This is a genomic window from Variovorax sp. dw_308 (assembly GCF_019207085.1).
Classification (GTDB): Bacteria; Pseudomonadota; Gammaproteobacteria; order Burkholderiales; family Burkholderiaceae_C; genus Variovorax.
Genome location: NZ_JAATOM010000014.1, coordinates 18,726 through 32,590, shown reverse-complemented (window position 1 = coordinate 32,590; position 13,865 = coordinate 18,726). Strand labels below are relative to the sequence as shown.

Genomic DNA, 13,865 nt, shown 5'->3' with positions numbered 1-13,865 from the left:
AACCTTTCGATGGATGCAAGCGGGTGAATGCGGCACTGTGGGTGCCTCTTTGCCGGGGGGCTTCGAGGACCAGTGAGGCGAATGTAAGAAGCGAGGGGTGATGCTGCCAAGCACCGTTTTTCGCAACGGGCGATCTAAAAATTCGACCGCACGGGCCAAAATGGAGCGGCGTGATTTGCCCAATTTCACTGGGGAAATCTGGGAAAAATGTCACATCCGCGGCCCGGCCCCACGGACGGCCGCTCCCGCTCTGTTGCCGGGTAAACGCTTATCCCGTTGGCGCTCTCCTGCGCCCGCGAACGCTCAAGGCAGGCTGCGTTCCAGTGGATGGCCGGCCTGTTGCGCGACCTGCGCGATGGCGGCTTCGACGGCGGGCGCGTCGTCCAGCTTCGCCGCCAGCACCAGCACGAGTCGCGCGAGCAAAGCGGCCTGTTGCTCGGCTGGAATGCCGTGCGTCAGCGCGATCAGCGATTCGAGCAGGTCGTCAAGCTGTTGCTGGGTGCTGGCCATGGGAAGGCTCCGTGCGGGAGGGAATGCAGGACGCAAGCGCCTGGTCGAGATCGAATGCGGGATCGTGCGCGCGACGAGACGCAATGTGCTGGTCAGGCCGAACGAGCCATGCCTGTCCGCCCCCCGCCGGCACACCGAGTTGGCGCTGCAGTGCTGCGCGACCGGCTGCGTCGCAGTGCGGGTCCACCGCCACCACCTTCACCAGGGGATGTGCGCACGCAGCCGCACTGCCCGAGAAGCACAGCAGCGTGAACCACGGCCCGAGCAAGCGATGCAGGCTGGCGCCGTTCGCATTCAGCATCACGTCGGGCAAGGCAGCGCCACCCCCTTCGTCGACCAGTGGCGAATCGCCGCCGTACACCGCGGGCGCCGACAGCCGCCCCGTATTGATCAAGCGCGCCGCCCAGGGCAAGGAAGGCGCCAGCGCCATGATCGCGTCGCGCCAGAGCTGCACCGATTCCAGCCCGCGCGGATAGACGAAGCGCGACGATCGCCGCGCCTGCCGGATGTTCTCGAGCGCCGCCTCGCGCCGCTCCAGCGAGTAGCTGTCCAGAAGGCTCGCGTCCGCGCCCTGCTTCACCACCAGCGCCAGTTTCCAGCCCAGGTTGTCCGCGTCCTGCACGCCGCCATTGCCGCCGCGTGCGCCGAAGGGCGCGACCAGATGCGCCGCGTCGCCAGCGAACAGCACCCGGCCGTGGCGCATCGATTCGAGGCATTCGTGCCGGTAGGCCCAGGCGCCCGACCATGCGACGTCGAAGTCGATGTCGCCGCCGATCAGAGCGCGGACCCTTCGACGCATGGCCTCGGGCGTGGCGGCGGTAACCGGGTCTTCGCCCTCGCCAAGCTGGAAGTCGAGCCGCCAGGTGTCGTCCGCCATCTTGTGACGCCACACCGCGCGGCCGTTGTTGGCGCTGGCGTCGAGCCAGGTCCAGCGTTCCTCCGGCCAGGCGCAGTCGCGCAGCGTCACGTCGATGATGATCCAGTGATCTTCCGTGCGGTCGAACACATGCGGCGCGAGTCCGAGCAGCTTGCGGCACGGACTGAAGGCGCCATCGCAGGCGATGACCCAATCGGCTTGCAGCGCGTAGTCGCCTTCAGGCGTGCGCACCTGCAACGCCACATGCACGTCCTGCGCCTGCAGGCCGACCACTTCGCTGCGCCAGCGCAAGTCGGCCAGCGGCTGCGCCTGCAAGGCCTCGACGAGGAATTGCTCGACGTAGTACTGCTGCAGATTGGCGAATCCGTTGTGGCGCAGATCGGGCTGGTCCTGCAGCGTGAAGGAGGTGACCGGCCGGTCTGCGCACAGCACGCGCCCCACGTTCCAGCGCACGCCCTTGGCCGCGATGCGCGGCGCGACACCCAGTCGCTCGAACACGTCCAGCGTTCGCTGCGCCCAGACGATGCCGCGCGAGGCGAGGCCGCGCACGCCGACCGTGTCGTCATCGTCCAGCAGCACCACCGGGACGCCACGTCGCGCCAGGTCCAGCGCCAGCGTAAGCCCCGTCAACCCGCCGCCCACCACCACGACAGGGCGCCGAGGCGATGGCGCACCATCGAGTTCTGCGGGGCGGCGAAACGGGTAGCGCGGCAGTGCATGCATCTGCGGCACTCTATGGAGCCGGCTTGCACTTGTCTGTCCATGCAAACGAGGAGTCTTGCGACCGGCCGCGACCAGGAAGCGCGCTTTCCGGGCCTGCCAGACCACGGACTTCGGAAACCTGAAACAATTTCCGGCCCATGACGATGAAGCCACTTCTCCTTGCAGCCCTCGCCGCCATGCTGGCATTGCTGCAGGGTTGCGCCTCCCTGCCTCCCATGGTCGACCGCACGCCAGTGCTGGCAATTCCTGCCAGCAGCCAGGAGGCGCTCGGGCGTATCGCGGCCCTCAGCGTGCCGGCGGGCAAGGGGTCCGGCTTCAGGCCCTTGCCCTTGGCTGCCTGGTCGATGGATGCGCGGCTCGCATTGGTGCGCAACGCGCAGAAGAGCCTCGACATCCAGTACTACCTGCTGCAAAACGACTTGACCGGCCACGCCCTGGTGCGGGCGGTGCGCGATGCGGCGTTGCGTGGCGTGCGGGTGCGCCTGCTCGTGGACGATCTCTACACCGCCAACACGGAACGCTTGCTGGCAGACCTGGCCGCCTACCCGAACGTGGAGATACGGCTCTTCAATCCGTTTCCGACGGGGCGGGCCTGGCAGTTGACGAGGTGGATCCTGGCGGCTGGCGACTTCTCGCGCGTCAATCACCGCATGCACAACAAGCTGCTGATTGCCGACGGCGCCTTCGCCATCGCGGGCGGGCGCAACATCGCCGACGAATACTTCTTCAACAGCAAGGGCAGCAACTTCGTCGACTTCGACTTGCTGGTCGCTGGCGAGGCCGTGCCCCGATTGGCCGGCATCTTCGACATCTACTGGAACAGCGAACGCGTCTTCCCGCTGCATTCGGTGGAGCCCCGGTTCAAGGAGCCCCCGGCCTTGCGGGACGACTTCGAGAAGCTCACGGCGGACGCCGTGTCCGCGTTTCCGAGCCCGCCGCCCAACGCCAGGGACCTGCTCGGCTATCTCCCGCTGAGTGCGGACCTGAAGCAACCGCCGCTGAAGCTGCTCTACGGGCGCATCGATGCCTTTGCGGACGATCCGGAAAAGGTCAGCGGGCGCGCCTCGCGCGGCGATGATGAAACCACGGTGACGACCCGCGTCATGCGGACGATTGGCGAGGCCAAGGCCGAGGTGGTGCTGAGTTCACCGTATTTCGTTCCCGGCAAGCTCGGCATGGAGGGCCTGGGCCAGGCGCTGAACAACGACGTACGTATCGAGGTCATGACGAACTCGCTGGCGTCCAACGACGAACCATTCGCCAGCGCCGGTTACGCGCGCTATCGCCTCGACATGTTGAAGATGGGCGTCGACCTGTTCGAAATCGACTCCAGCCAACTCAAGAACGACTCGCTCATTGGCGCAGCACTGCACGCCACCATCGGCCGATCGCATTCCAAGCTGATCGTCGTCGACCGGCAGACCACGTTCGTGGGCTCGATGAACCTGGACTTGCGCTCTTCGCGCATCAATACCGAACTGGGCATGCTGGTCTATTCGCCCGAGCTCGCTGAAAACGTCCTGACCCTCGCGGATCGCGTGCGCGACACGGGCAGCTTCCGGCTGCGACTGGCGCAGCCGGGAGACCGGGTCCAGTGGATCGGCGTGGACCACGGTGTCGAGAAGGTCTACGACAGCGAGCCCGGCGTGAGCCTGGGCACGAAACTGCAGTTGCTGCTGTTGTTTCCGTTCATCAGCGAGAGCCTGCTGTAGCGAGGGCCCGACGCCGGTATTCGATGGCGGCGCCTTGTGCAACTCACGTCTTTCGCGTTTCGCCCCTTCCGGATTCAAGCCTTGCCGAACCATCTCGCCGCGGCTTCCGCAACTTCCTGTTCGTCGGGGTTTCCTTCACTGGCCCAGGCCACGATACCGTCCGGGCGCAGGAGCAGTGCGCTCAAGCCGAGGTCATTTGCTGCGTGCCGTGCGGTGTAGTCGATCCGATTTCGCCAACCGGCTGCCAGTGTCTCCAGCCTGGAATCGGAACTGAAATCCAGCAAAAGACCTCTCCCGCTCCTGAGATGTTCGCCGAGTCTCGTCGCGTCGGCGAATTCAAAGTCGGGCGCACTGCGGCCGACCAGCGGGTGACCTCCGCCAAGCTCGTAGCGAAGCGATACGCCCCAGACGCGCTCGGCGAAGTATGTCGCGCCGTCGCGTGTCGCCATGAGGTCGCGGATGATGGCTTCAAGCGCCCGGGAACTGCGACTCGGACGCATGAGCGCAACTTGAGCTCGCGACCAGTCAAGCACTTGTGATCCCACTGAATGCCGCTCCGCGAAATAGCTGTCGAGCAAGGTGTCGGGCATTTGGCCATGGACAACGGAGGCGAGCTTCCAACCGAGATTCATGGCGTCACCGAGCCCCAGATTCAACCCTTGACCGCCCAGCGGGGAATGGATGTGTGCAGCGTCGCCCGCCAGAAGGACCCGCCCGTTGCGATAGGCCTTGGCGTGAAAGGCGCGATCTGTCCAGGTGGTCGCAAGTCGCAGATTCGTCACGGTGACATCCGTGCAGGAAACGCGCCGGAGCACCGACTGAACCTGCTCCGCCGTGATCGCGTCCGTACGGTGAAAGGCGCCCCCGTCGAAATCGACCATTGCGATGGTCCCGGGCGCCTGGTAGGTGTACATGCCTGTCGGGGTGTACCGGCGGCCCGGCAACAGCTTGTCCGGATCGGCCAGCTCGACCTCCACGGAGTAGCCGGTGAATTCCGGCTCAGTACCGACGAACTCGAAGCCACCGATCTTTCTCACGGTGCTGCGGCCCCCATCGCATCCGACGAGCCATCGTGCGCGAAAAGTCTCGCCGCCAGCCCGAACGTCCACGTTCTCGCTGGACTGGTCAAAGCCATCTACGGCAAAGCCGCGCCTGACCTCGACGCCCAATGCCCGGGCGCGAGCGGCCAGCACGGATTCGATGTGCTCCATCGTGGTTGCCATGTGGGTGCCGGCAGGACTCGGCAATCGGTGCGGCCACTTGGACAATTCGACGTCGTCGAGAAAGAACTGGATGCCTGCGAAATGGCCGCCCGGACGGCGCCCTTGCTGCATCCAATGTGCGGCGGGCGAAGCGCCACCAGCGTCCGACCGGTCCTTCCGGGCTTGGGCCAGCGCGATGTCATTCAGCAACCCGCGCCGGTCAAAGGCTTCGATGGTGGGGGCGGAAAGACCGCGCATTCCGAAAGGCAGCCGCTTCAACGGCGACTCGAGGTCTTCGGCCTGCTCCAGCACCAGCACAGAGACGCCTGCCAAGCGAAGTTCACAGGCCAGGAACAAGCCGACAGGGCCTGCGCCTGCAACTACAACGTCGTGGAATTTCGAATCGTGCATCGACTACTCCTTGGCGATCGTTCGAACGGAGCGGCTTGTCGATTCGACACTGAGCGACGAACAAGAAGAGATGCGTGAGCATCCCAACTCCGTCGTGGGGCCTGGTGCATCAACTCAGGGAACACCCAACCAAACACAAAAAGCCGCCCGAAAGCAGCTTCTCAACAGGCTCGCCGAAGAAGGCTCAGCCCTTGATGGCTTCGTCGAGTGCCTTGCAGGAAGGCGCACAAACAGCTTGGGACTTGCCGAGCAGGCGCTTCATCTGCAGCGAGGCGCGGGCGCGGTGCTTGCCGCACATGTAGCAGGACATCGTGCTGCCGCCGAACGACGAAACCTCGGCGTACGGTGAACCCGAGGGCTTGGATTTATAGCGAAGTCCGCCTTCGATCACGGCTGTTTTGCTGTCGGCTTTTGCCATCTAATGGTTTCCAGGGTTCAGGGGACGCATCAAATGCGAGGCGATGGTTTGGGATGCGTTCAAGTGCGAGAGACCCAACCGGAGAACCCCCGATGATACCCGCCTCGCAAATTCCCATACCTGGGCAATTTCGAAGGCGTGGGGTTATACAGGTCTTTGTCTACGGCTTCGAGGCTATTTCGGGGCCACGGATCCAGCGCCACGCGCTGAAAGCACTGAGCAGCGCCAGCGCCGCGCTGATCCACATGACCCGGCGAAACCCGGCGACGAAGGCTGTCCCGAATTCCAGCGAACCATCGGAGGGGTGTGCACCGGAGGCGAGCGCCATGACCACGCCGAATACGGCAATCGCCAGCACCGCGGCCGTCCGGGACACGGCATTGTTCACGCCAGAAGCCGTACCGGCGAGCTCCGCCCCGACCGAATTCATGACCGTGGTGGTGAGCGGCGCCACTGTCACTGTCATGCCGAGGCCGAGCACCACCACACCCGGCAGGAAGCCCGACCAGTAGCTCGCCCCCACACCCGGCAATGCGGCCAGCAACGCGAACCCCGCAGCCGCGATGGCCGGGCCGATCACCAGCGGGAGACGCGACCCGAACCGGTCCACCAGCTGCCCGGCCCAGCCCGACAACAGGAACATGAGCAGGATGAACGGCAGTAGCGCCGCCCCCGCCGACGTAGCGGAATAGCCCTGGACCTGGATCAGGTTGAGCGGCATGAAGTAGAGCCCCCCGCCCAGCGCCGCGTAGAGGAACAGGGTCAGCAGGTTGGCCGCGCTGAAATTGGCGATGCGAAACAGCCCGAGCGGCAGCATCGGCGCGGCGCTCCTGCGCTCCACCTGCACGAAAGCCGCGCTGGCCGCGAGACCCAGCGCGAGCGCGATGCACACCGGCGCGGCGCTCCAGCCCTGCGTCGGCGCCTCGATGAACGCGTAGACGATGCCGCCGAGCGCCACCGTCGCCAGCACGGCGCCGGGCCAATCGACGGGACTGCGGGTGTCGGGGCCATGGCTTTCCGGCACGTGCCACCACACCAGCACGAGCACCAGCGCGGCCATCGGCAGATTGATGAGGAAGGCCCAGGCCCAGGAATAGTGGTCCACCAGCCAGCCGCCCAGCACCGGCCCGATGGCAGCAGTGATGCCGCTGAAGCCCGACCAGGTGCCGATCGCCTTGCCGCGCTCTTTCTCGGGGAAGGCTGCGCTGATCAGGGCCAGGCTGCCCGGCACCAACATGGCGGCGCCAATGCCCTGCACGGCCCTTGCAGCAATCAGGTGCTGCACTTCGCTCCCGAATGCGCAAGCCGCCGATCCCGCGGCGAACACCGTCACGCCGCAGGCGAAGACGCGACGACGACCAAAGCGGTCCCCCAGTGCGCCGCCGACCAGCAGCAGCGCCGCCAGGAACAGCGCATAGGCCTCGACCACCCATTGCACCTGGAACGGTGTGGCCCGCAGATCGCGCTGGATCGCCGGCAACGCGACATTGACTACGGTGCCGTCGACGAAGGCCATGCTGGAACCGATGATCGCCGCCACCAGCACCCAGCGCCTGGCGCTTTCGGGGCAAGGCACGGCCGGCGGCGCAACCTGGATCAGCGTGTCATCGCAAGGCGACTTGCCGATCCCGTTCATGCGCGCCTACCCGACCCGCGGGTGCCGCAGGGCGATATGTCTTAAATCGGACACGTCGCGTCCGGATTCGACTGCAGCGCTGCCACGCCGCGCGCGATGGCGGCCGAGGCATTGGCTGTGAGCCTCTGGGCGCTTTGCGCCACGGCGTCGATGCCCGGGCCGCTGACCGGTTCGCTCAGGTTGACCTGGCAGACCAGGGCACGCGGTTGTTCGGCCCGGCGTGCCGACCAGCCCAGGCTCGCCTCGACCCGGCTGCCCTCCACGGCGTCGAAGCGCCGCACCTGCACCGAGATGCGCATGACCGGCGCCGAGGCCGGTCGGCCGCCGCGGGTACCGTCGAGCGCCCCCAACTGGCCGGCAATGCCGCTCGACAGCGCATCGCGCAGTTCGCTCTCGAACGAGGATGCCCACCGGCTGTCTTCCAGCACTTCGACCTGCGCATCGACACCGGCGGAACGCACCACCATTTGCGGGCGAGCCAGCCGTTCGGGAACCGCCAGTGGCGCCACCTCGATCCAGAGCGGTGCAGAACCCGCCACCGCAGCGGTGGCAGCCGACGGGGAAGCCAGCGTATAGAAGCGCGGCAACGAAGCGGCGCAGCCCGCGAGCGCCGCTACGATGGCCGCGGCCAGGGGAATCAGGGAAGTCGGGGCTTTCATTTCTTCCTGTCGTCCGGTTTGCCGCGCAGCAGCGACTCGGGATGGCGCTCGAGGTAGTCGGTCAGCACGCGCATCGAGCCGGCCGCACGCGTCAGCTCCTGCATGGTCTGGCGCAGGTCTGACTGCAGGGGCGCGTCCTCCAGCAGCGTGCGGTTGGCGGCATCCACGGTCTTGCGAACGTCCTTCAGCGCTGCCGTGATCTCGGGCGACACGTCGTTGTTGAGCGTGTGGGCCAGCTTCTCGGCGCCGGTCAGCGTCTTGTTGAGCGTGGCCAGCGACACGCGCAGGTCCTTGCCCAGTTCCTCGAACGGGATCTTGTTGACCTTGGTCGCGATCTCCTGCACCTGCGACTGCAGGTCGTCGAAGCTGCCAGGCACCGTGGGGAGTTCGATCGGGTTGGTGGCCACGTCGACCTTCACCACCGGCTGCTTCGGGAAGAAGTCGAGCGCGACGTACATCTGGCCGGTCAGCAGGTTGCCGTTGCGCAACTGCGCGCGCATACCCTTGCCGATGAGGAAGCGCAGGCGCTCCTCCTGCGTCCGGCTCGAAGGCGCATTGGCCCCCACCTCGTTGATGCCGGCGCGGCGGCGCAGGCGGTCGGGATAGACCTGCAGCAGTACCGGCATGCGGAACTCGCGCTCGCTGCGGTCGAACTCCACGCCGATCGACTTGACCTCGCCGATCACGACGCCCCGGAAGTCGACCGGCGCGCCGGGCTCGAGGCCTCGCAGCGACTGGTTGAAGTACATCAGGAGCGTCTGCGAGGGACCGTCCGGCGGCTTCATCGCGGTGGTCTCGTCCGCGGCCAGCACGTAGGCCGTGTTCTCGCTGGCAAGCGGTCCGATCACGTTCTCGGGCGCCTGGAATGCAATGCCACCGAGCACGATGGAGGCCACCGACTGGGTACGCACGTTGACGCCGCCCGCGCTCAGCGACAGGTCGATGCCGCTGGCATGCCAGAAGCGCGTGTTGAGTCCGATGAACTTGTCGTACGGCGTGTTCACGAAGATCCGCAACGTGACCCCGCGGCCGTCGCCGTCGAGTTCATAGGCCGCCACCTGCCCGACCTTGATGCGCCGGAAGTACACCGGCGAACCCACGTCGAGCGAGCCGATGTCGGTGGCATGCAGCAGGTATTGCTGGCCCGACGCATCGCGCGTGACGATGGGCGGGGTCTCCAGGCCGGTGAACTGGTCGGTGGTCTCGTCGGCCGTGCCGGCGTCGGCGCCGATGTAGGCGCCCGAGAGCAGCGTGCCGAGGCCGGAGATGCCCGAGGTATCGAGCCGCGGGCGCACCACCCAGTAGCGCGTGTCGGGTGCGGTGAAGCCGTCGGAGTCCTTGGTCAGTTGCACCGTGACGCGCACCAGCGACCGGTCGCGCGCGAGGCGGATGGTCTTGACCACGCCGATCTGCACTTCCTTGTACTTGACGGCTGTCTTGCCCGCCTCGAGCCCTTCGGCCGACTTGAAGCTGATGACGATTTCCGGGCCGCGTTGCGTGAGGATGCGCGCGACCAGGTACACGCCCACCAGCGCCGCCACGACGGGAATCAGCCAGACCAGCGAGGGCAGCCAGTCGCGCCGCCGCTTCACCGAGGGCGGCTTCAATTCAGGCACGGGCGGATTGGACTGTTCTGGATCACTCATGCGGTGGCGGTTTGCTGCGGCTCGTCATTCTCGTCGGCGGAGGGCCCTGGCGGGGAATCCCATGTCAGGCGCGGATCAAAACTCAGCGAGGCCAGCATCGTCAATACCACCACCGCACCGAACGCCGCGATGCCGACGCCCGCCGTGATCTCCGCGAAGCCATGCAGCCGCACCAGGCCGGCGAGCAGCGCCACCACGAACACGTCGAGCATCGACCAGCGGCCGATGAATTCGATGATGTGATAGAGCTTGGCCCGCTCGGGCCGGCGCCAGGCGCTGCGGCGCTGCGCCCCGACGACGAGGACCAGCAGTGCGGCCAGCTTGAACAGCGGCACCAGGAAGCTGGCGATGAAGACGATGGCGGCGAGCCCATACGCGCCGCTCACCCAGAAATAGATGATGCCGCTCATGATGGTGTCGTCCTGCGAGCCGAACAGCGACGAGGTGATCATCACCGGCAGCAAGTTGGCCGGGATGTACATCGCCGCGGCGGCGATCAGGAAGGCCCAGGTGCGGTTCAGGCTGTCGGGCTTGCGGCGATGCAGGTGTGTGCCGCACCGGCCGCAGGGCTCGCCGTCCTGCGCGTCCGCCCAGACGGTGGCGCAATGGCTGCATGCCACCAGGCCGAGGCTGGCGGCCGTGGTCAGGGGGGCGTCGTCCGGGGGAGTGTGGGGTGTCATGCGCCGCGCTGCCGGTGAAACACCATCTCCCAGAAACCGCGCGGGTCGAACGCCAGCACCGAGGTCAGCAGCACCGTCAGCACCATGAAGGCCCACAGCGCCGGCCCGGCCACCACCGTGGCAATGCTCGACAGCTTGACGATGGCCACCAGCACGCCGAGCAGGAACACCTCGATCATTCCCCAGGGCCGCAGCGTCTGCATCAGGCGCACCAGCCACGCGAAACCAGGCGCCTGTCGCTCGCGCTCCAGCGGAATCAGCAGCCACACCAGGATGCACAGCTGCAGCAGCGGGAACAGGATGGTGGTGGCCAGCACCAGCAAGGCCACGGGCGACATGCCCTCGCTGCCCAGCGCCACCACGGCGCCGGCCAGCGTGGTCTCGCTGCGCAGGCCGCGCACCTCGATCTCGACGATCGGGAAGGCATTGGCAATGATGAAGGTGATCAGGCTCGCCACCGTCAGCGGCAGCACGCGCTTGCGCTGCTGGCCGGCATGGCGCTCGAGTTCGGTGTGGCAACGCGGACAGGTCGCCACGTCGCGCGGGCGCAGCTGCGCACGCTTGTAGATGGCGTCGCAGCCTTCGCAGGCGATCAGGTCGGGCATTTCACGCATGGGGCGACATCATGACCCGGTCGCGCCGTGCGCGATGTCGGACGGCGCCATCTTCAGCCGCATCACGCTGAACACCGCCGCGATGCCGGCGCAACATGCGGCCAGCACCAGCGCGATGACCGGGCCCTTCCCGTCCACCGGGCTCCACACGCTGAACAGGCCCGCCAGGATCACCGCGCCCAGCGTCTGGCCCGTGAGCCGCGCCGTGCCGAGCATGCCGCTGGCCGCACCGCTGCGGTGCGGCGGCGGCGAGGTCACGATGGTGTGGTTGTTGGGCGACTGGAACAGCCCGAAGCCCGCCCCGCACAGCCCCATGCGCCACACGATGTCGGCATTGGCCGGACTGGCCGGCAAGGCCGCGAGCAAGGCGAGCCCGGCGCCCATCAGGCCAAGGCCGACGCCACCGAGCATCCCGTCCGGATAGCGGCCGATCAGGCGCCCGGCCACCGGCGCGGCCACCACGATGGCCAGCGGCCAGCAGGTGATCAGCAGCCCCGCCTCGATATGGCTGCGACCATAGGCGCCGAGCAGCAGGAACGGCAGTGCGATGTAGGCCAGCATCTGCGCCGCGAAGGCCGCGACCGAGGTGCACATCGACAACGCGAACACCGGGATGCGCAGCAGGTCGACCGGAAACAGCGGCAGCGCGAGCCTGCGTTGCCGCCGAATGAACACGTAGCCGATCGCCAGGCCCGCGACCAGCGTCGCCCAGCCCGGCGCAGTGCCGCCCTGCCGCGACGGGTCGCCGACGCCGAGCTGGTCCGCGCCCAGGAAGATCAGCGAGAACATGAGCATGTTGAGCACCACGTCGACAAGCGAGAACCGTGCCCCTGGCGCGGGCGGCGCGCTGTTGGCGGGCAGCGAGCGGCGTGCCATGGCCAGCACCACGACGCCCAGCGGCAGGTTGAGCGCGAACAGCCAGGGCCAGGAAGCCACCGACAGGATTGCCGCCGCCACCGACGGCCCGGCCACGGCAGAGGTGGCTACCACCATCGAGTTGATCGCCATGCCGCGGCCGAGCCGGTTGGACGGATAGATCAGCCGCACCAGCGCCGAGTTGACGCTCATGATCCCGGCCGCGCCGAGCCCCTGCGCCGCGCGCGCCGCGATCAGGGTGCCCAGCGAATCGGCGAAGGTGGCGCCCAGCGAGGCCAGCGTGAACAGCCCGATGCCCGCGATGTAGATGCGCCGGTAGCCGACCAGGTCGCCGAGCGTGGCCAGCGGCAACAGCATCACCAGTGTGGCGATCTGGTAGGCATTGACCACCCAGATCGACTGCGAGGGCGTGGCCTTCAGCTGCTCGGCGATGCCGGGCAGCGCGAGGTTGACGATGGTGCCGTCGAGCACCGCGACCATGATGCCGAGGATGATGACCAGCATGGCCCGGCCGCGGGCTGGAGAAGGCAGGCCGTCATGGACGACGGGTGCTGTGGAAGACGTGGATGACATGTTGTGCACCCGGAGCCTATCGCACCCGCGCGGGCTTCGTGCGCGCGGGGCCAAGGGTGGGCCACAGGTGCAACGAAAGCATCAACACGGCGCCGTCACAATCGCCCCACCCATGCGCATCTCCAGGTTCTTTCTCCTCGCCCTCCTCCCGGCTGGCCTTGCGGCCTGCGAGCCTTCGCGCCCCGCCGAGACCGCGAACATTCGCATGCATCTCGTGGGCACATGGCTCAGCGAGTCCGATGACGAAGGCATCAGGACCCGCACCGTCATCGCGCTGGCCGAGGCTGGCGAGTTCGACGAGGTCGAGAAGATCGACGACGGCAAGGGCACGGCGAGGGAAACGCGGACCGGCGGGGAGTGGTCCTTCGACGGCACGAACTTCAAGCGAAAGTACACGCGCAAGGACGGGCAGCCATTGCCCATGAACTACTTTGCGACCACCACCTATGCGATCAACATGATCGGAGACGACCGCTTCTTCGGCGTGGACAACCTGCGGCACCGGACCGTCAGCTTCGCGCGCGCCCATGGCAGTGTCCGTCCCAAGCACAGCCGTAGTTCTCCCTAGGCCGGTTGGCACATCCCAAAGGATGTAATCACTCGTGAGGATGCGCTCACATCGCTCGCCCGATAACTTCGATCCCCGTCCCATCAAGTCTTTCGGGGAGATGAAGTCATCGTGGCAAATGCAAGAGCCCTTCACGCGGTTGGCAACTCCATTGCCACCCTCCTGCGCAGCGCTTATCCGCAGCCGGGTGTGGGCGTCGTGTCGATGCCGCCTTGCACCTTCGAGTCGATGGCCCTGCGCCAGGCCACCTCGCTGTCGGATGACGCTGCGCACATCGGGCTGCTGCTGTACCGGGTCACGGTCAGCGAGCACGCCCGGCGCCCGCAGCCAGCCCAGAACCCGAACGCGCTCTCGCTCGACCTGCACTACCTGCTGACCGCCTTCGCGGCCACCGCAGAGGACGAGCAGGTGCCGCTGGCCTGGGCGATGCGGCAACTGCATCTGCATCCCTTGCTCGACGCATCGTCGCTGTCGCCCGAAGCGGGCTGGCAACGCGACGACGTGATCCAGATCGTGCCGCAGGAACTCGGCATCGAGGAGCAGGTGCGCATCTGGGACGCGCTGGAGGCGTCGTACCGGCTCTCGGCCGCCTATGTGGCCCGCGTGGTGCGGCTGGATCCGGATACGGATGAGCAGGCGTTCGCACCGGTGGTGGCGCGCCACTTCGCGTATGGGCCAGGGGGACGGCCATGAGCGCAGCGCCGGGCCGCCCCAAGCAAGCTCGCACCCCCTTGGGGGGCAGCGAGGACACGAAGTGCCG

Annotated in this window: 13 protein-coding genes; 3 read left to right on the top strand and 10 right to left on the bottom strand. The window is 67.0% G+C overall.

What is annotated here, in order from left to right; genetic code table 11:
* Nucleotides 1-303: 303 nt before the first annotated feature.
* The gene (locus HCU76_RS23775; protein WP_218510753.1) at nt 304-510 is read right to left on the bottom strand and encodes a DUF2783 domain-containing protein; all 207 of its coding nucleotides are present in this window, start codon (nt 508-510) and stop codon (nt 304-306) included.
* Nucleotides 485-2,110, bottom strand: coding sequence for an FAD-dependent oxidoreductase (locus HCU76_RS23770; protein ID WP_218510752.1), 1,626 nt, complete (start codon nt 2,108-2,110; stop codon nt 485-487). The genes HCU76_RS23775 and HCU76_RS23770 overlap by 26 nt, the downstream gene beginning before the upstream one ends.
* A 143-nt stretch (nt 2,111-2,253) precedes the next feature.
* Here HCU76_RS23770 and HCU76_RS23765 point away from each other — a divergent pair, with 143 nt between their 5' ends.
* Entirely contained in the window at nt 2,254-3,822 is a 1,569-nt protein-coding gene (locus HCU76_RS23765) for a phospholipase D family protein (RefSeq protein ID WP_256354392.1), read from the top strand.
* Between the two features lie 74 nt (nt 3,823-3,896).
* Here HCU76_RS23765 and HCU76_RS23760 read toward each other — a convergent pair whose 3' ends face one another.
* The 8 genes from HCU76_RS23760 to HCU76_RS23725 all read right to left on the bottom strand — a co-directional run bounded on the left by HCU76_RS23760 (nt 3,897) and on the right by HCU76_RS23725 (nt 12,537).
* Complete coding sequence (locus tag HCU76_RS23760) at nt 3,897-5,435, bottom strand: FAD-dependent monooxygenase (RefSeq protein WP_218510751.1); 1,539 nt, start codon at nt 5,433-5,435, stop codon at nt 3,897-3,899.
* 184 nt (nt 5,436-5,619) lie between these two features.
* On the bottom strand, nt 5,620-5,853 hold the full coding sequence (locus HCU76_RS23755) for a hypothetical protein (protein ID WP_213955792.1): 234 nt from the start codon (nt 5,851-5,853) through the stop codon (nt 5,620-5,622).
* Between the two features lie 160 nt (nt 5,854-6,013).
* Complete coding sequence (locus tag HCU76_RS23750) at nt 6,014-7,489, bottom strand: MFS transporter (protein ID WP_213955791.1); 1,476 nt, start codon at nt 7,487-7,489, stop codon at nt 6,014-6,016.
* A 41-nt stretch (nt 7,490-7,530) separates the two neighbouring features.
* Nucleotides 7,531-8,148, bottom strand: a complete 618-nt coding sequence (locus HCU76_RS23745) for a membrane integrity-associated transporter subunit PqiC (RefSeq protein ID WP_213955790.1) — start codon at nt 8,146-8,148, stop codon at nt 7,531-7,533.
* Nucleotides 8,145-9,794 (bottom strand): intermembrane transport protein PqiB, encoded by a 1,650-nt coding sequence (locus tag HCU76_RS23740; protein WP_213955789.1) that lies wholly within the window; start codon nt 9,792-9,794, stop codon nt 8,145-8,147. The genes HCU76_RS23745 and HCU76_RS23740 overlap by 4 nt, the downstream gene beginning before the upstream one ends.
* A complete protein-coding gene (locus HCU76_RS23735) occupies nt 9,791-10,474 on the bottom strand; it encodes a paraquat-inducible protein A (RefSeq protein WP_213955788.1) in 684 nt (227 codons plus the stop codon). The genes HCU76_RS23740 and HCU76_RS23735 overlap by 4 nt, the downstream gene beginning before the upstream one ends.
* Entirely contained in the window at nt 10,471-11,088 is a 618-nt protein-coding gene (locus HCU76_RS23730; protein ID WP_213955787.1) for a paraquat-inducible protein A, read from the bottom strand. The genes HCU76_RS23735 and HCU76_RS23730 overlap by 4 nt, the downstream gene beginning before the upstream one ends.
* Nucleotides 11,089-11,097: 9 nt before the next feature.
* Nucleotides 11,098-12,537, bottom strand: coding sequence for an MFS transporter (locus HCU76_RS23725; protein ID WP_213955786.1), 1,440 nt, complete (start codon nt 12,535-12,537; stop codon nt 11,098-11,100).
* 214 nt (nt 12,538-12,751) lie between these two features.
* On the opposite strand from HCU76_RS23725, the gene HCU76_RS23720 reads away from it, so the two are divergent.
* Both HCU76_RS23720 and HCU76_RS23715 read left to right on the top strand, forming a co-directional pair.
* Entirely contained in the window at nt 12,752-13,105 is a 354-nt protein-coding gene (locus HCU76_RS23720; protein ID WP_213955785.1) for a hypothetical protein, read from the top strand.
* 111 nt (nt 13,106-13,216) lie between these two features.
* Nucleotides 13,217-13,798 (top strand): DUF4255 domain-containing protein, encoded by a 582-nt coding sequence (locus HCU76_RS23715; RefSeq protein ID WP_213955784.1) that lies wholly within the window; start codon nt 13,217-13,219, stop codon nt 13,796-13,798.
* The last annotated feature ends 67 nt before the right edge of the window (nt 13,799-13,865 follow it).